Genomic DNA, 17,092 nt, shown 5'->3' on the forward strand with positions numbered 1-17,092 from the left:
TCCGGCAGCCCCGTCCGGCGGCCCGCCGGCTCCGTCCGGCGGCCTGCCGGGGGCCACCTGCGCCCCAGGTAGCCTCACACCCCATGCGCACCGTTCTGGTAACCGGCCCCGGCGGCTCCGGCCGGACCACCGCCGCCGCGGCCACGGCCCTCACCGCCGCCCGCCGCGGAGCCCGCACCCTCGTGCTCTCGGCGGACCCCACGGACACCCTCGGCGCCGCCCTCGCCACCCCTACGGGCGCGGCGCCGACGTCCGTCGAACCCGGTCTCACCGCGATACGTCTCGCCCCGGCGGACCGCTTCCGCGAGGACCTCGCCGGCCTCCAGGAAAAAGCAGCGTCCGCCCTCGACCTCCTGGGCGCCACCCGACTCGACGCCGAGGAACTCACCCCGCTGCCCGGCAGCAACGAGCTCGCCCTGCTCCGCGCCCTGCGCGACAGCGCCCACGGTCCCTACGACCTCGTCGTCGTCGACCTTCCCCCGGCGCCGCAGGCCCTCGCCCTGCTCGCCCTGCCGGAACAGCTGCGCCGCTACCTGCGCCGCCTGCTCCCCCCGGAACGCCAGGCCGCCCGCGCCCTGCGCCCCCTCCTCGGCCGCCTCGCCGGCGTTCCCATGCCCGCGGAGTGGCTGTACGAGACGGCGGACCGCTGGGACACCGAACTCGCCGCCGCCCAGGCCGTCATCGAGGACCCGCACACCACCGTGCGCCTCGTCGCCGAACCCACGCCCGCAGCGGCCGCCGCCCTGCTCACCACGACCACCGCCCTCGCCCTGCACGGCCTGCGCGCCGACGCGCTGCTCGCCTCCCGTGTGCTCCCCGACGGCTCCACCGACCCCTGGCTCACCGACGCCGCCGCCCGCCAGCGCAAGGTCGTCGCCACCTGGCAGGGCACGTACGACGTGCATGAGCTGCCCCACCTGGGCCGTGACCCGCGCGGCGCCGACGACCTGGCCGCGCTCGGCGCACCGCCGGTCCCGCCCGCGCCGGCCGCGACCGCCTGGCCCGTCGAGGACCGCATCGCCGACGAGGGCGTCCTCGTGTGGCACCTGCCGCTGCCCGGCACCGTCCGCGAGGACCTCGGGCTGGTGCGGCGCGGCGACGAACTCGTCGTCACCGCCGGACCCCTCCGCCGCATCGTCTCCCTGCCGTCGGCGCTGCGCCGCTGCACCGTCGCAGGCGCCGGCCTGCGCGACGGCGTCCTGCGCATCAGGTTCACCCCCGACCCCGGCCTGTGGCCGCGGGGACGGTGAACGGACTACCGCCGTTCGGGTAACGTCGAAGGTACGCACCCTCCTGGTACGCACCCACCCATATACGTTCTCGCAGGAGTCAGCCGCCATGAGCGACGCCACCGAGCAGCCCGCACCCGAGGCCGACGCCGACGCCTGGGAGCAGGCGTGCGCCGAGGACCTCGCGGAGGAGAAGGCCCGCCGCCGTGCCGAGTACGGGCCCCCGCCCGGCTCGGCCGCCGAGGAGCTGCGCAAGCTCGTCGACGCCGTCGCCGAGAAGCTGTCGGGGCTCCAGACGCCCCTTCTCGGCGCGGTCGCGCAGGGCACCGCGCAGCAGGTCGTCAGCCAGGTCGTCAAGCAGGCGAAGGCGGCCGTCGAGCCGGTCGTCGAGCGCAACCCCGAGGTCTTCGACCACCTCGCGGCCGCGGGTAACGAGCTGCTCGCCGCCTACCGCTCCGCCGTCGAGCGCCAGGAGCAGCGCTGGACCCAGCGCTCGTCGGGCGCCCAGGCCGGACGGGCCGCCGAGGACGACACGGACCCCCGTGACGAGGGCCCCGAGGGGCCTTCAAAAGGTGAACACATCGACCTCGACTGAAGTCCGCTCGGGTACGGTGGGCCGTAGCGGGGCTCGACCGAACTGAGGGATTCATGGGACTCACCATCGGCGTCGACATCGGCGGCACAAAGATCGCGGCCGGCGTGGTCGACGAGGAAGGCAACATCCTCTCGACGTTCAAGGTGCCGACTCCCAGCACGTCCGAGGCCATCGTTGACGCGATCGCCTCGGCCGTCGAGGGCGCACGGGCAGGACACGAGATCGTCGGCGTGGGCATCGGCGCCGCCGGATACGTCAACCGCCAGCGCTCCACGGTCTACTTCGCGCCCAATATCGACTGGCGCCAGGAGCCGTTGAAGGAAGAGGTCGAGAAGCGGGTCGGCCTGCCGGTCGTCGTCGAGAACGACGCGAACGCGGCCGCCTGGGGCGAATACAAGTTCGGCGCGGGCAAGGGCCACCGGAACGTCATCTGCATCACGCTCGGCACCGGCCTCGGCGGGGGCATCATCATCGGCAACAAGCTGCGCCGCGGCCACTTCGGCGTGGCCGCCGAGTTCGGCCACATCCGCATGGTCCCGGACGGCCTGCTGTGCGGCTGCGGCAGCCAGGGCTGCTGGGAGCAGTACGCCTCCGGCCGCGCGCTCGTCCGTTACGCCAAGCAGCGTGCCAACGCGACCCCGGAGAACGCGGAGTTCCTGCTCTCCCTGGGCGACGGCACCCCGGACGGTATCGAGGGCAAGCACATCTCCATGGCCGCCCGCCAGGGTGACGCCGTGGCCGTCGACTCGTACCGCGAGCTGGCCCGCTGGGCCGGCGCGGGTCTCGCCGACCTGGCCTCGCTGTTCGACCCGTCCGCGTTCATCGTCGGCGGCGGACTCTCGGACGAGGGCGAGCTCGTCCTCGACCCGATCCGCAAGTCCTACAAGCGCTGGCTGGTCGGCGGCAACTGGCGCCCTGTGGCGGACGTCATCGCGGCCCAGCTCGGCAACAAGGCGGGCATGGTCGGGGCGGCGGACCTGGCGCGGGAGCCCGACCCGATCATGTGACACCGGCTGCCTCAGCCACCGAACGCCCGCCGTTTCCCCGGAGAAACGGCGGGCGTTCGTCGTATCTTGATCGTCATGGTCACCGGATCACTCCCCAACTCCCGCACCGAACCCGACGGTTCGGCCGTCGTCCGGGTGCTCAGCTACAACATCCGCTCGATGCGTGACGACACCGCCGCGCTCGCCCGCGTCATCGCGGCCTGCGACCCCGACCTGGTCCTGATCCAGGAGGCGCCCCGCTTCTTCCGCTGGCGCAAGAAGCTCGCCCGGCTCGCGGCCGCCTCGGACCTGGTGATCCTCTCGGGCGGCGCGAGCGCGGCGGGCCCGGCGCTGCTCTGCTCCCTGCGCGCCACCGTCGAACGCACCGAGGACGTCCTGCTGCCCCTCACCCCCGGACTGCACCGGCGCGGCTTCGCGACCGCCGTCGTCCGCTTCGGCGGCGCCAGGATCGGCGTACTGAGCTGCCATCTGAGCCTGCAGAAGGACGAGCGGTACGCGCAGGGCGGGATGCTCCTCGACCGGCTCGCGGCGCTCGGCGTCGAGCACGCCGTCGCGGGCGGTGACCTCAACGAACGCCCCGGCGGCCGCACGTTCCGGCGCCTCGCAGAGGCTCTCCAGGACGCCTGGGCCACGAAGCCGTGGCTCGGCGAGTACACCTCGACACCGGCCGACCCGCATCAGCGCATCGACGCGATCCTCGCGACACGGGGCGTCGAGGTCCTCGGCTGCGGGGTCCCGGTGGGCATGCCGGGGGTGAGCGAGGACGACCTGAGGGCGGCCACGGACCATCTGCCGGTCCTGGCCGCCCTCAGGGTTCCCGCCGCCCGGGACTGACACGGGTCAGACGACCGCGCCGCGCCCCGGATCGTCGTCGTCATCGTCGCCCTGCATACGCATCACGAGCGTGCCGAAGCCGCCGAGGAAGCCACCGACGCAGACGGTCGTGAGCCACCACGTCATCTGCCAGCCGAGCAGCACGGCCAGCAGCATCAGGACCGGGCCGCCGATCACGGCGAGCCAGGCGAACTTGGCGGTGACGTCCGCCTCGGGCAGCGGCGGGGGCTCCGGGGGCACGAAGTGGCCCTCGTCGTCGGCGTCGCTGTCCGACGGCTCGGCCGGCCGGTGGTCGCGGGGGCCGCCGACGCCGGGTGCGAAGGAGATCGACGAGCCGAGCGGCATCGCGGGCTTGCCGGAGCCCGGTTCCGAGCTGTTCGTCCCCGAACCGTTCGTCTCGGAGCCGTCCGTATCCAGGTCGGGCAGGGCCAGGTCCTCGATCGACCTGAACGGCCTGGCGCCCGGCGGGTCCGGCGGCTCCTGGCCGTACCCGGCGACGATGGCGGCCCAGGCGGCGTCCTCGTCCACGGGCTCGCCGGCGCCCCCGGCGGCTGCGGCCGCGTCTGCGCCGGGCTGCTGCTCCTTGCCGAGCTGCGCCGGACCGGGCAGCGCCGTGCCCGACGCCGCCGGCTCGGCGGACGCGTCCTCCGGCTCGCGGCTCTCGTCGCCGGCGGGCTCACGTCGGTCCTGCTCAGCCACCGGTGGCCGTCCCTTCCTTACCGATACTGGGGGCGAGCCGGCCGATGAACGCATAGCTCTCTTCGAAGATCCGGCCCGCGTCATGGTCCAACGTCGCGACGTGGTAGCTCTGTTCCAGCAGGATCTCCTCGACGTCCGTGGACGAGATCCGGCTGAGGACGCGGGCCGAGTCGACGGGCGGCACCACATGGTCCTGGGTGCTGTGCAGGACCACCAACGGCTGTGTCACCTGCGGCAGTTCACGGTCGACGATGCGGAAGAAGTTCCGCAGGGAGTGCGCGGCGTGCAGCGGCACCCGGTCGTACCCGATCTCCGACGAGCCCTCCTTCGCGATGTCGCTGGCGATCCCCTTCGTCGAGCGCACGAGATGCCGGGCCACCGGGAGGGCGCGCGCGGCGAGGCCGTGCACCTTGTTCCCCGGGTTCACCAGGACCAGGCCCGCCACCTCGTCCCCGTGCTTCGCCGCGAGCCGCAGCGCGAGGGCGGCGCCCATCGACAGACCGAAGACGAAGACCTGGGAGCACCGGTCCAGCAGCTCGCGCAGGGCGCGGTCCACCTCCGCGTACCAGTCCTGCCAGCCGGTGACCTGCATGTCCTCCCAGCGCGTGCCGTGACCGGGCAGCAGGGGGAGCGACACGGTGAGCCCGCGCTCGGCGAGGTACTCCGCCCAGGGGCGCAGCGACTGCGGGGAACCGGTGAAACCGTGACAGAGGAGGACGCCGACCTCTCCGCCCTCGTGGCGGTACGGCTCGGCTCCAGGAATGACCGGCACCTTCGGTCTCCTGTTCATGAGAGGGGGATCGCCCAGGACTGCGGGGCGTACTTCACCGTACGCGACCGTGCTGACACCGACCAGGGTCGTCGGGCCTCGGAGCTGCGGCGCGGGTTAAGGTCTGATCCACAGACGAAGGAAGGCAGTGGGTTGATCTACGGCGCAATGAAGGTGGCCATCGGGGGGCCGCTGAAGCTCGGCTTCAGGCCCTGGGTGGAGGGCCTCGAGAACATTCCCGCCGAGGGTCCCGCCATCCTGGCCAGCAACCACCTGTCCTTCTCGGACTCCTTCTTCCTGCCGGCGGTGCTCGACCGCAAGGTCACCTTCATCGCGAAGGCCGAGTACTTCACGACGCCCGGGGTGAAGGGCAAGCTCACGGCCGCGTTCTTCAAGGGCGTCGGCCAGCTCCCCGTCGACCGCTCCGGTTCGCGCGGCGCGGGCGAGGCCGCCATCAAGAGCGGCATAGAGGTACTGGAGCGCGGCGAGCTCTTCGGCATCTACCCGGAGGGCACCCGCTCGCCCGACGGCCGCCTGTACCGCGGCAAGCCCGGCGGCCTCGCGCGCGTGGCGCTCGCCACCGGCGCGCCCGTCCTCCCGGTCGCGATGATCGACACCGAGAAGATCCAGCCCCCCGGCAAGGTCATGCCCAAGCTGATGCGCCCCGGCATCCGCATCGGCAAGCCCCTCGACTTCGGCCGCTACCAGGGCATGGAGCACGACCGGTTCGTGCTGCGGGCCCTGACCGACGAGGTCATGTACGAAATCATGAAGCTCTCCGGCCAGGAGTACGTCGACATGTACGCGACGGCCGCCAAGCGGCAGATCGCGGACGCGGCGAAGGCCGAGGCCAAGGCGGAGAAGGAAGCCAAGGCGGAGAGGGAAGCCATGGCCGAGAAGGAAGCCAAGGAGAACAAGGGCGGCGGCGTGGAACGACCGGCTTCCTAGCCGCGTCGTCGTTCTGGGAGCGGACGTTCCGGGAGCCGCAGTTCGGGGGGTGGGTGCGTGGCCGGGCGCGAACGCGTGATGAGGATGTCCGTCGAGCAGCCGCTGTGGCGCGCGCTGACGGCGTACCGGCTGCTGACGATGCTGTACGCGATCGGCCTGTTCGTCACCGCGCAGGACAGGTTCGATCGCCCCTGGGTGGCGATCGGCTATTTCGTGGTCCTGGTCGTGTGGACCCTGGCCACGCTGCCGCGCGTCGCGAACGCCGCGAGCTGCACCAAGCGCTTCCTCACCGCCGACCTGATCGTTGCGCTCGCCGGCATCCTGCTCACGCCGGTCGCCGTCGAGCACAGCCGGATCGTGGCCGGCGGCCCGACCCTGCCGTCGATCTGGACGGCCGGCGCGGTCCTCGCGTACGCGGTCAAGGGCGGCTGGCGGTGGGCCGCGTTCGCCTCGCTGCTCGTCGGCGTCGCGAACGTGGTGCAGCGCGGCGCCTTCAGCCGCGACACCCTCCACAACGTCCTGCTCGTGTGCATCGCGTCGATCGCCATCGGCTACGTCGTTGAGGTGGCCCGCGCCTCCGAGCGCACCCTCGCCCGGGCCCTGGAGATCGAGGCGGCCACCCGTGAGCGGGAGCGGCTCGCCCGCGACATCCACGACGGCGTGCTCCAGGTTCTCGCCATGGTGATGCGCCGCGGCACCGCGCTGGGGGGCGAGGCCGCCGAGCTCGGCAGGATGGCCGGCGAGCAGGAGGTCGCCCTGCGCACTCTGGTCGCCGGCGGTCTCGTGCCCGCCTCGCGTGCCTCCGAGGACGCCTCGCAGGGCGCCCTCGTGCGGTCCGTGGAAGAGCCGGACGACCTCCCCGGCACGTCGACGCCCTGCGATCTGAGGTCGCTGCTCGCGCCGCACGCCGGGGCGCGGGTGAGCTTCGCCGAGCCGGGCGCCCCGGTGTTCCTGCCGCCGGTCGCGGCGAAGGAACTGGCGGCGGCTGTCAGTGCCGCCCTGGACAATGTGCGCAGGCACGCGGGGGCGGACGCCCGGTCCTGGATCCTCGTCGAGGACGAGCCCGACGCCGTGATCGTGACGGTGCGGGACGACGGACCCGGCATCCCGGAAGGACGTCTCGCGCAGGCCGAGGGGGAGGGGCGGCTCGGTGTCGCCCAGTCCATCCGCGGCCGGCTGCGGGACATCGGCGGCACGGCCGAGCTGATCTCGGTGCCGGGACAGGGCACCGAGGTCGAACTGAGAGTTCCGAAGATTTCACGGGGGAAGGCGGGATCGGGAAGATGACCGAGCAGCAGCGGGAGGGCGCCGCCGCAGGCGCGATCAGGGTCATGGTGGTCGACGACCACCCGATGTGGCGCGACGCCGTCGCGAGGGACCTCGCCGAGGCGGGTTTCGACGTGGTGGCCACCGCGGGCGACGGCGAGCAGGCGGTGCGCCGGGCCGGCGCCGCCACGCCCGACGTCCTCGTACTCGACCTGAACCTGCCGAAGAAGCCCGGCGTGCAGGTCTGCAAGGAACTCGTCGGCGCCGACCCCGCCCTGCGCGTCCTGGTCCTGTCGGCGAGCGGGGAGCACGCCGACGTCCTGGAGGCGGTGAAGTCCGGCGCCACCGGTTACCTGCTCAAGTCGGCTTCGACCGAGGAGCTGACCGACGCGGTGCGCCGCACGGCGGCCGGCGACCCTGTCTTCACCCCGGGGCTCGCGGGCCTCGTCCTCGGCGAGTACCGGCGCCTGGCCTCCGAACCCGCGCCCGCAGCGGGCGCCGGCGAGCCCAAGGCCCCGCAGCTCACCGAGCGCGAGACCGAGGTCCTGCGCCTGGTCGCCAAGGGCCTGAGCTACAAACAGATCGCCGAGCGGCTCGTCATCTCGCACCGCACCGTGCAGAACCACGTGCAGAACACCCTGGGCAAGCTCCAGCTGCACAACCGCGTGGAGCTCGTCCGGTACGCCATCGAGCGCGGCCTCGACGACGCGTAACGGCCCCGGGCCGCCTGAAGGATCACCATACAAAGGTCAACTCCCACACTCTTCAACGGAATTCACCCTTCACGTGCTGCCGAAGTGACGTGGATCACTATTAGCGTGACCCGTGTCAGCTCACAGTGCTGTGGCGAAGGGACATTTCCATGCGGGTCGGAGTACTGACCGGAGGCGGCGACTGCCCCGGGCTCAATGCCGTCATCCGGGGCATCGTCCGCAAGGGCGTGCAGGAGTACGGCTATGACTTCGTCGGCTTCCGGGACGGCTGGCGCGGGCCGCTCGAAGGCGACACCGTACAGCTCGACATCCCGGCCGTGCGCGGCATCCTGCCCCGTGGCGGCACCATCCTCGGTTCCTCGCGCACCAACCCCCTCAAGGTCGAGAACGGCATCCGCCGCATCAAGGAGACCCTCGCCAAGGAGGAGGTCGAAGCGCTCATCGCGATCGGCGGCGAGGACACCCTCGGCGTCGCCGCCCGCCTCACCGACGAGTACGGCGTGCCCGTCGTCGGCGTGCCGAAGACCATCGACAACGACCTGTCCGCCACCGACTACACCTTCGGCTTCGACACGGCCGTCGGCATCGCGACCGAGGCCATCGACCGGCTGCACACCACCGCCGAGTCCCATATGCGGGTCCTGGTCTGCGAGGTCATGGGCCGCCACGCGGGCTGGATCGCGCTCCACTCGGGTCTCGCGGGCGGGGCCAACGTCATCCTCATCCCCGAGCAGCGCTTCGACGTCGACCAGGTCTGTGCCTGGGTCACCTCTCGCTTCAAGGCCTCGTACGCGCCGATCGTCGTCATCGCCGAGGGTGCCATGCCCAAGGACGGGCAGATGGTCCTCAAGGACGGGACGCTCGACTCCTTCGGACACGTCCGTCTCTCCGGAGTCGGCGAATGGCTGGCCAAGGAGGTCGAGCGGCGCACCGGCAAGGAGGCCAGGACCACGGTCCTCGGCCACATCCAGCGCGGTGGCACCCCCAGTGCATTCGACCGCTGGCTCGCCACCCGCTTCGGGCTGCACGCCATCGAGGCCGTGCGCGACCGCGACTTCGGGAAGATGGTCGCGCTGCGCGGCACGGACATCGTCCGGGTGCCGATCGCCGAGGCGACCGCCCGGCTGAAGACGGTCGATCCCGCGCTGTACGAGGAGGTCGGGGTCTTCTTCGGCTGAGGCGCGAGGCCGGGGTGGCGCCGGGGGTGGGGCGAGGCGAGGTCCTCCCACCCCCGGGTGTCACGGGGTTGCCCGGCCCGTATATTCGCCGTAACCGGCACACACGACGCGATACGGAAGAAACGGGAGCAGTCGTGGAGATCCTCGCATTCGGCGTGCAGTCCGACGAGAAGCCCCTCATGGAGAAGGCGTTCGCGGGCCATCACGAGGTCCGCTGCCTGGACGTCTTCCTCAACGAGGACACGGCCCCCATCGCGGCCGGCTACGAGATCATCTCCACCAGCGTCAACGCCACCCTGAACAACCGCGTCCTGCAGACCCTCGCCGCCGGCGGCACGCACCTGATCGCCCAGCGCTCCACGGGCTTCAACAACATCGACCTCGAGGTCGCCGAGCGCCTCGGCCTGACCGTCGCCCGCGTCTCGTACTACTCGCCGTACGCCGTGGCCGAGTTCGCCTGGACCCTCGCGATGGCCGTCAACCGCCGCATCGTCCGCGCCTCCAACCGCACCCGCGACTTCGACTTCAGGCTCGACGGGCTGATGGGCCGCGACCTGCGCGGCCGCACCGTAGGCGTCCTCGGCACCGGCAAGATCGGCGAGGCGTTCACCCGGATCGCCCACGGCTTCGGCATGAAGCTCCTCGGCTGGGACATCGCCGAGAACCCGGCCTGCGTAGAACTCGGCATGAAATACGTCGACAAGGAGCGCCTCTTCACCGAGGCCGATCTGATCAGCCTGCACGTACCCCTGCTCCCCGCCACCGAGCACATCGTCGGCAGCGCCGCCCTGCGCACCATGAAGGACGACGCGATTCTGGTGAACTCCAGCCGTGGCGGCCTCATCGACACCAAGGCGCTCGTCTCCGAGCTGCGCGAGGGCCGCTTCACGGGCGTCGGCCTCGACGTGTACGAGGCCGAGGCCGGGCTCTTCTTCCTCGACAAGTCGCTCGACGTCGTCGAGGATGACACCCTGGCCCGCCTCGTCACCTTCCCGAACGTCCTGGTCACGTCCCACCAGGCGTACTACACCGTGGACGCGGTGAGCCAGATCATCGAGACCACGGTGGCCAACGTCCTCGACTATCAGGCGGGCCGGCGCTCCGAGAACGTCCTCGTGCCCTCCGCGCCCAAGAGCTGACCCAGCAGCTCCCGCACGACGTCCGCCCCGCGCAGCGACAGCACCGACTCCGGGTGGAACTGAACCGCGCCGAAGCCCGGCCCGCGCAGCGCGTGCACCTCGCCGCTCGCCGCGTCCCGGCTCACCTCGACGCCGTGGGCGGCCAGCTCCATCGCCGCGTCGTCGTCGCAGCGCGCCACGAAGCTGTTGTAGAACCCGACGGTCTCGGCCCGCCCGAACAGATCGACGTCCGTCTGCGCGCCCTGGTACGGCACCTCCTTGCGGACGATCTCAAGCCCCAGCTCGGCCGCGATCAGCTCATGGCCGAGGCACACGCCGAGCACGCCGTGCCGGTGATCGCGCAGTACCTCGGCGGTCAGCGCGCGCAGGAAACGCATCTTCGGGTCCGTCTCGTCGGAGGGGTTGCCAGGTCCCGGGCCCAGGACGACGGGGCCCTCGTGGGCGAGCACGGCGTCCCGCAGCCCCGGCTCGTCGTAGCGCCGCACGGAGACCGTGAGGCCCGACGACCGCAGCAGATGCGCCAGCATCGCCGTGAACGTGTCCTCGGCGTCCACCACGAGCGCGTGCCCCTCCAGGGCCGCCGCCCTGTCCTGCATCCGCAGCCAGAACGGCGCCAGCGCGGCCCGCCGCCCGTCGAGCGCCGCCTGCACCCGCGGATCGTCGGCGAGCGCGGGCCGCACGCCCTCGCCGCGCGGCCGCCCGGGCCGCACCCCCAGCGCGGCCAGCACCCCGGCCGCCTTCGCGTGCGTCTCCTGGACCTCGCTCGCCGGGTCGGAGCCGCGCACCAGGGTCGCCCCGACCGGCACCCGCAGCTTCCCGCCCGCGTCGATGTCGGCCGTACGGATCAGGATCGGGGAGTCCAGGGTCTGCGCCCCGCCCGCGTCCCGCCCGACCAGCGCGAGCGCGCCCGCGTAATAGCCGCGCCCACCCACTTCGTGCCGCTCGATCACCCGGCAGGCGTTCTGCACCGGCGACCCCGTGACGGTCGCCGCGAACATGGTCTCCTTCAGCACCTCGCGCACGTCCAGCGAGGACCGCCCCCTGAGCTCGTACTCCGTGTGCGCGAGATGGGCCATCTCCTTCAGGCGCGGGCCGATCACGACCCCGCCCATGTCGCCGACGGTGCACATCATCTTGAGCTCCTCGTCGACGACCATCGACAGCTCCTCGATCTCCTTGCCGTCGGCGAGGAAATCCAGCAGGTGCTCGGGCGTCGGGCCCTCGGCCGGGTAGCGGTACGTGCCGCTGATCGGGTTCATGACGACCGTGCCGCCGGACATCCGCACATGCACCTCAGGGCTCGCCCCGACCAGGGTCCTCTCGCCGGTGTGCACGACGAACGTCCAGTACGCGCCCCGCTCCCCGGCGAGCAGCCGCCGGAACAGCGCGAGCGCGTCCGCCCGACCGAACCCGCGGATCGCGCCTTCATACGTCCGCCGGATCACGAAGTTCGCGCCCTCGCCCTGCCCGATCTCCTCGCGCAGGACCCGCTGCACGATGTCCGCGTACGCGGTGTCGTCCACGTCGAAGCCCCCGTCCGACACGCGGACGTCATGGGCCGGCAGTTGCGCGAGGACGTCGGCCAGCGGCAGCTCGTACGTCTGGTCGGGCGTCAGCACCGCGAGCGGGGTGCCGTCGTCGCGGACGTCGAAGCCGCGCTCCCTGATCTGCCGGAACGGCACGAGGGCGAGGCCCTCCGGGATGTCGGCGAGTCGCTCGTAGGTGTTCACCGGGCCGACCAGGAGTTCCACGATGTCGTGGTCGTGGCCGGGTGCGCGGCGGCGCAACAGGGCGAAGGGACGGTCGTCGTGCAGCAGGTCGGACAGATCCATGGCGTGTGATTCCTCTTCCGGACTCCGGTTGCGGAGAGGAACGGCCAGGTCCCGGAAAACACTGAAGGCCGCCCTCGGGCGGCCTTCGCTTCGCTGTACGCGCAGTCAGTGGGCCGCTCGGTGAGCGGTCCACCACCAGTTACGGGTCGTGTGCGCGAACATGAGCGGCACCTTACCCGATGGGCAGCTCATCTGTGGACGACGCGTCTCAAAGGGTGAGCGGTCGGCTGGACCGCTCACCCGACCCCGTAATGTTGAGGATGTGACCGTGAACGCTAAGACCAGCGCAAGCGCTGGCAACACCTGGCGAGACCTGCCCGCGGCGCAGCAGCCCGAGTACCCCGATGCCGAGGCTCTGCGCGATGTGATCGCGGAGCTCGAGTCGTATCCGCCGCTCGTCTTCGCGGGCGAGTGCGACCAGCTGCGCGCCCGACTGGCTGCCGTCGCCAAGGGAGAGGCGTTCCTCCTCCAGGGCGGCGACTGCGCCGAGGCCTTCGACGCCGTGTCGGCCGACCACATCCGCAACAAGCTCAAGACGCTGCTCCAGATGGGCGCCGTCCTCACGTACGCGGCCTCCGTGCCCGTCGTGAAGGTGGGCCGTATCGCGGGGCAGTACTCCAAGCCGCGCTCCAAGGGCACCGAGACCCGCGACGGCGTGACCCTGCCGACGTACCGCGGCGACTCGGTCAACGGCTTCGCCTTCAACGAGAAGGCCCGCATCCCGGACCCCGAGCGCCTGAAGCGGATGTACAACGCGTCCGCCTCCACGCTCAACCTGGTGCGCGCCTTCACCACCGGCGGCTACGCCGACCTGCGCCAGGTGCACGCCTGGAACCAGGACTTCGTGAAGTCGTCCCCGTCCGGCCAGCGCTACGAGCAGCTCGCCCGCGAGATCGACAACGCGCTGAACTTCATGCGTGCCTGCGGCACCGACCCGGCCGAGTTCCAGACGGTCGAGTTCTACGCCTCCCACGAGGCGCTGCTCCTCGACTACGAGTCGGCGCTGACCCGCGTGGACTCGCGTACGGGCAACCTGTACGACGTGTCGGGCCACATGGTGTGGATCGGTGAGCGCACCCGTCAGCTCGACGGCGCGCACATCGAGTTCGCCTCGAAGATCCGCAACCCGATCGGCATCAAGCTCGGCCCGACGACGACGGCCGAGGACGCGCTGCAGTACATCGAGCGCCTCGACCCCGACCGCGAGCCCGGCCGCCTGACGTTCATCGTCCGCATGGGCGCCGACAAGGTCCGCGACAAGCTCCCGGAGCTGGTCGAGAAGGTCACCGCCTCCGGCGCGACCGTCGCATGGATCACCGACCCGATGCACGGCAACACGTACGAGGCGGCCTCGGGCCACAAGACCCGCCGCTTCGACGACGTGCTCGACGAGGTCAAGGGCTTCTTCGAGGTCCACAAGGGCCTCGGGACCCACCCGGGCGGCATCCACGTCGAGCTCACCGGTGACGACGTCACCGAGTGCGTGGGCGGCGGCGACGAGATCTTCGTCGACGATCTGCACCAGCGCTACGAGACGGCCTGCGACCCGCGCCTGAACCGCAGCCAGTCTCTCGACCTGGCGTTCCTGGTGGCGGAGATGTACCGCGACCAGTGATCCTTCAGTGCATCGCCGTGGGGCGCGGATCACATCGATCCGCGCCCCACGGCACTTTTGTGCTCCCTGCCCGGCGGGTAAGGTTAGGTTAGCCTCACCGTTCATTGGGGCGGGAGCAAGGAACCGGTCCTGATCGCTGGGAGGTGAACCGCGTGTACGTCTGCAACTGCTTCGGTGTGACCGAGGACCAGGTCAAGAAGCATGCGGACGGCGGTGCGTGCACCCCCCGCCAGATAGCGTCGGCCTGCAAGGCCGGCACGGACTGCGGCTCGTGCGTACGCCGCATTCAGGCGCTGCTCGGCCGTGGGAGCTGTCCGCGCCGCGAGCTGGTCGAGCAGGGACGGCCCGTCCTGACGGCCGACCCGAACGCCCTCGTGGACCTTCCGGACGCCGCCTGAGGCTCCGCCCGGGTAAGTGCGGCGGCTAGCTGTCCGGCTGCTCGATCTGCTGGGCCAGGTACAGCGCCTCACCGAGACTCTCGATCAGCTCCAGCTGGGTGTCGAGGTAGTCGATGTGGTGCTCCTCGTCCTCCAGGATGTCCTCGAAGATCCGCGCCGATGTCACATCGCCCTTGGCCCGCATGACGTCGATGCCGCGCTTGAGGCGGTCGATCGCCTCGACCTCGACCTGACGGTCGGCCTGGAACATCTCCGTGACGGTCTGCCCGACCCGTACGTGGAAGAGCCGCTGGTAGTTCGGCAGGGCGTCAAGGAAGAGAATCCGTTCGGTCAGCCGGTCCGCGTGCTTCATCTCGTCGATGGACTCTGCGCGGGTGTACTTCGCGAGCTTGGTCCAACCGTTGTTGTCCTGGATCCGGTAGTGGAGCCAGTACTGGTTGATGGCCGTCAGCTCGCCCGTGAGCTGCTCGTTGAGGAATTCGATGACCTCGGGGTCGCCCTGCATCGCAGAGGCTCCTTCCACGTGGTGGACTCGGCAGATTTTCGCGCATCCTCGCATCGGCACCGAAAACCGTCCAGTAAGTGCACGCTTAGTAGGAGTTGCCCTTTTCGGAGGGCCGGGCTCTCGCTGGTCACGGCCACTGCCCGGGGTCTGTCAGGATGGAGGCATGGGTCAGCCGGTGGGTCGCGAGTCTGGGGGAGCAGTGCAGTCGGAGCTTCCACCGGGACAGCGTCTCCAGCGGGGCTGGCCGGTCACCCACTACGGCCCGGTTCCCAAGTTCCGCCCCGAACGCTGGGAGTTCAGGGTCTTCGGCGCCACCGCCGACGGGGACAAGCGCTGCTGGACCCACGAGGAGTTCTCCGCCCTGCCGTACGGCACGGTCGTGGCCGATCTGCACTGCGTCACGAAGTTCAGCATGCTCGGCGCGGAGTGGGGCGGCGTGCCCGCCGCGACGATTCTCGAGCTGGCGCCGCCCGCGCCCGCCGTCACCCATGTGATGGTCTGGGCCGAGTACGGGTTCAGCGCGAATCTCCGCCTCGAGGACTTCGCCGCCGACCGCACGATCTTCGCCACCCACAAGGACGGCGAACTCCTCACCGCGGAACACGGCTTCCCGCTCCGCCTCGTCGTGCCCCATCTGTACGCCTGGAAGGGCCCGAAGTGGGTCCGCGGCATCGAGTACATGACGGCCGACCGCCGCGGCTTCTGGGAGGAGCGCGGCTATCACAACGTCGGCGACCCCTGGCGGGAGCAGCGCTACTCGTACCAGGAAGAGCCCGGGGACGGCCCCGAGCTCTGAGTCCTGGCTCTCCTGTGCCGAGTTCCGGCCGTCAGTGGTGGTACTGGTGCACCACCGCGTGGCCCTTGCCGCGGCCGATCATCCACTTGTTGACCGGCGTGGTCACCACGAAGGCGATGGCCAGTGAGGCCGCGAGCGCGCCCCAGAACAGGCCGTCCGACAGGTGGGCGTCCATCGCGCTCGGCCACAGCGCGATCACGCCGTTGTCGATCAGCTCCATGACGGCGATGGACAGGGTGTCCGCGGCGAGCGCGACCCGGAACGCGGTCCTGAAGTCGACGCCGGCCTTCAGGACGCTGCGCAGCGTGAGCGAGTAGCCGAAGAAGAACGCGAGCACGATCGCCAGGATCATCGTCGGCATGTTGCCCCAGCCGAACGCCGTGCCGACCACCATGCCGAGGACCTCGCCGATGGCGCATCCCGTGAGGCAGTGGAGGGTCGCCTGCGCGGCCATGGACCAGCTGACCTCGCCGAGGCCGTGCCCGGCGTGAGTGTGGCCGGAGTGCTCGTGCTGCTCGTGATCTGTGTGCTGGTCGAGTTGGTCGTGCTGGTCGTGGTGCGCGTGTCCGGCGTGCGTCTCGTGCTTCATGAGTTCCCCCAACGTCAGAGAGCGGTTCCTGTCGCCGACAAGAACCGTATACCCCCTGGGGGTATTCCTCAAGTGATCTCCCAGCCCTCCCAGCCCTCCTAGCCCTTCCGCAGCTCCTTCAGACGGGCCACGTCCGTCGCGTGGCCCACCTTGCCGCCGGGTGTCTCGATGATCAGCGGCACGTTCTCGGTCGCCGGGTGGGCCATCAGCGCGCGGAACGGCTCGGCGCCGATGTGGCCGGCGCCGATGTTCTCGTGGCGGTCCTTGTGCGCCCCGGCGACGTCCTGGAGTCGTTGGCGTGGATCAGCTTGAGGCGGCCCTCGCCCACGGTGTCCACCAGCAGGTCCAGGGTCTGGTTCATGCCGGCGGGGCCCGTCAGGTCGTGGCCCGCCGCGAAGATGTGGCACGTGTCCAGGCAGACACCCAGCTTCGGATGCGCGTCCAGCGCGTCGAAGTACGGCCCGAAGTCCCAGGTCCGCGAGCACAGCGAAGAGCCCTGGCCCGCCGTCGACTCCAGGAGGAGGTACGGGTCGTCGTCATGGGTCAGCTCGTCGAGGAGCGGCAGCATCCGCTCACGCACCTGCGCGAGCGCCACCTCACGCCCACGGCCGCCGGTCGCCGAACCCGTGTGCACGACGACGCCGAGCGCGCCTATCTCCCGGGCCCGGCGCAGCGAGTGCCGCAGCGACTCGACGGACTTCTCCACGGTCGCCTCGGTGTGCGAGCCGAAGTTGATCAGGTAGGGCGCGTGGACGTACGCCGGGATGTCCTCGGCGGCGCAGGCCGCGCGGAACGCCTCGTCCTGTTTCGGATTGCCGGGCGGCGTCGCCCAGCCGCGCGGGTTGGCGACGAAGACCTGGACGGTCTCGGCGCCGAGCTCGCGCGCGTACGAAAGCCCTACGGAGGCCAGGCCGCCGGCGACGGGGACATGGCCGCCGACCGGGTTACGGGATGCGGTGTCGGTGCTGCTCACCCGTCAA

Annotated in this window: 18 protein-coding genes and 1 pseudogene; 12 read left to right on the plus strand and 7 right to left on the minus strand. The window is 71.0% G+C overall.

Translation table 11 applies throughout. The annotated features are described in order from the left end of the window. Positions 1 to 83: 83 nt before the first annotated feature. The 4 genes from OG456_RS26495 to OG456_RS26510 all read left to right on the plus strand — a co-directional run bounded on the left by OG456_RS26495 (position 84) and on the right by OG456_RS26510 (position 3,665). Positions 84 to 1,250: an ArsA family ATPase gene (locus OG456_RS26495; RefSeq protein ID WP_266565141.1), complete on the plus strand. Its 1,167-nt coding sequence runs from the start codon at positions 84 to 86 to the stop codon at positions 1,248 to 1,250. 88 nt (positions 1,251 to 1,338) lie between these two features. Continuing rightward, positions 1,339 to 1,824, plus strand: coding sequence for a DUF5304 domain-containing protein (locus tag OG456_RS26500; protein WP_266565143.1), 486 nt, complete (start codon positions 1,339 to 1,341; stop codon positions 1,822 to 1,824). Between the two features lie 53 nt (positions 1,825 to 1,877). Beyond that, the gene (locus OG456_RS26505) at positions 1,878 to 2,831 is read left to right on the plus strand and encodes an ROK family glucokinase (RefSeq protein WP_100592179.1); all 954 of its coding nucleotides are present in this window, start codon (positions 1,878 to 1,880) and stop codon (positions 2,829 to 2,831) included. Positions 2,832 to 2,906: 75 nt separating this feature from the next. Next, positions 2,907 to 3,665 carry an endonuclease/exonuclease/phosphatase family protein gene (locus OG456_RS26510; protein ID WP_266565146.1) on the plus strand — a complete coding sequence of 253 codons (759 nt, stop codon included), beginning with the start codon at positions 2,907 to 2,909 and terminating at the stop codon, positions 3,663 to 3,665. A 6-nt stretch (positions 3,666 to 3,671) separates the two neighbouring features. On the opposite strand, the gene OG456_RS26515 is transcribed toward OG456_RS26510, so the two are convergent. Together OG456_RS26515 and OG456_RS26520 are read right to left on the minus strand one after the other, a co-directional pair. After that, positions 3,672 to 4,364, minus strand: a complete 693-nt coding sequence (locus OG456_RS26515; RefSeq protein WP_266565148.1) for a hypothetical protein — start codon at positions 4,362 to 4,364, stop codon at positions 3,672 to 3,674. Next, positions 4,357 to 5,136 carry a carboxylesterase gene (locus tag OG456_RS26520; protein WP_266565150.1) on the minus strand — a complete coding sequence of 260 codons (780 nt, stop codon included), beginning with the start codon at positions 5,134 to 5,136 and terminating at the stop codon, positions 4,357 to 4,359. The genes OG456_RS26515 and OG456_RS26520 overlap by 8 nt, the downstream gene beginning before the upstream one ends. A 165-nt stretch (positions 5,137 to 5,301) precedes the next feature. Here OG456_RS26520 and OG456_RS26525 point away from each other — a divergent pair, with 165 nt between their 5' ends. From OG456_RS26525 to OG456_RS26545, 5 genes are all read left to right on the plus strand, one after another. Beyond that, a complete protein-coding gene (locus tag OG456_RS26525; protein WP_266569440.1) occupies positions 5,302 to 6,081 on the plus strand; it encodes a 1-acyl-sn-glycerol-3-phosphate acyltransferase in 780 nt (259 codons plus the stop codon). 57 nt (positions 6,082 to 6,138) lie between these two features. Continuing rightward, complete coding sequence (locus tag OG456_RS26530) at positions 6,139 to 7,368, plus strand: MacS family sensor histidine kinase (protein ID WP_266565152.1); 1,230 nt, start codon at positions 6,139 to 6,141, stop codon at positions 7,366 to 7,368. Further along, entirely contained in the window at positions 7,365 to 8,060 is a 696-nt protein-coding gene (locus OG456_RS26535) for a response regulator transcription factor (RefSeq protein WP_266565154.1), read from the plus strand. The genes OG456_RS26530 and OG456_RS26535 overlap by 4 nt, the downstream gene beginning before the upstream one ends. A gap of 149 nt (positions 8,061 to 8,209) precedes the next feature. Then, the gene (locus tag OG456_RS26540; protein ID WP_266565156.1) at positions 8,210 to 9,238 is read left to right on the plus strand and encodes a 6-phosphofructokinase; all 1,029 of its coding nucleotides are present in this window, start codon (positions 8,210 to 8,212) and stop codon (positions 9,236 to 9,238) included. Between the two features lie 134 nt (positions 9,239 to 9,372). Next, positions 9,373 to 10,377 (plus strand): 2-hydroxyacid dehydrogenase, encoded by a 1,005-nt coding sequence (locus OG456_RS26545; protein WP_266565158.1) that lies wholly within the window; start codon positions 9,373 to 9,375, stop codon positions 10,375 to 10,377. Here the strand turns inward: OG456_RS26545 and OG456_RS26550 are convergent. Together OG456_RS26550 and OG456_RS50830 are read right to left on the minus strand one after the other, a co-directional pair. Further along, complete coding sequence (locus OG456_RS26550) at positions 10,323 to 12,209, minus strand: anthranilate synthase family protein (protein WP_266565160.1); 1,887 nt, start codon at positions 12,207 to 12,209, stop codon at positions 10,323 to 10,325. The genes OG456_RS26545 and OG456_RS26550 overlap by 55 nt on opposite strands. 105 nt (positions 12,210 to 12,314) lie before the next feature. Beyond that, positions 12,315 to 12,401 (minus strand): trp operon leader peptide, encoded by an 87-nt coding sequence (locus OG456_RS50830; RefSeq protein WP_353963586.1) that lies wholly within the window; start codon positions 12,399 to 12,401, stop codon positions 12,315 to 12,317. 70 nt (positions 12,402 to 12,471) lie between these two features. Between OG456_RS50830 and OG456_RS26555 the strand changes: the two genes are divergently transcribed. Further along, positions 12,472 to 13,824, plus strand: coding sequence for a class II 3-deoxy-7-phosphoheptulonate synthase (locus tag OG456_RS26555; protein WP_266565162.1), 1,353 nt, complete (start codon positions 12,472 to 12,474; stop codon positions 13,822 to 13,824). Positions 13,825 to 13,967: 143 nt separating this feature from the next. Continuing rightward, complete coding sequence (locus OG456_RS26560; protein WP_266565163.1) at positions 13,968 to 14,222, plus strand: bacterioferritin-associated ferredoxin; 255 nt, start codon at positions 13,968 to 13,970, stop codon at positions 14,220 to 14,222. Between the two features lie 25 nt (positions 14,223 to 14,247). Here OG456_RS26560 and bfr read toward each other — a convergent pair whose 3' ends face one another. Beyond that, positions 14,248 to 14,727, minus strand: a complete 480-nt coding sequence (bfr, locus tag OG456_RS26565) for a bacterioferritin (protein ID WP_116502549.1) — start codon at positions 14,725 to 14,727, stop codon at positions 14,248 to 14,250. 163 nt (positions 14,728 to 14,890) lie between these two features. On the opposite strand from bfr, the gene OG456_RS26570 reads away from it, so the two are divergent. Beyond that, entirely contained in the window at positions 14,891 to 15,523 is a 633-nt protein-coding gene (locus OG456_RS26570; protein ID WP_227294259.1) for a sulfite oxidase-like oxidoreductase, read from the plus strand. A 31-nt stretch (positions 15,524 to 15,554) separates the two neighbouring features. Here the strand turns inward: OG456_RS26570 and OG456_RS26575 are convergent, their stop codons facing one another. Together OG456_RS26575 and OG456_RS26580 are read right to left on the minus strand one after the other, a co-directional pair. Then, complete coding sequence (locus tag OG456_RS26575; RefSeq protein ID WP_266565169.1) at positions 15,555 to 16,112, minus strand: DUF4396 domain-containing protein; 558 nt, start codon at positions 16,110 to 16,112, stop codon at positions 15,555 to 15,557. Positions 16,113 to 16,210: 98 nt separating this feature from the next. Continuing rightward, positions 16,211 to 17,085, minus strand: a pseudogene (locus OG456_RS26580) (deoxyribonuclease IV). Positions 17,086 to 17,092 lie beyond the last annotated feature (7 nt).

Source organism: Streptomyces sp. NBC_01446 (assembly GCF_026340095.1).
Taxonomy (GTDB): domain Bacteria; phylum Actinomycetota; class Actinomycetes; order Streptomycetales; family Streptomycetaceae; genus Streptomyces; species Streptomyces aureus.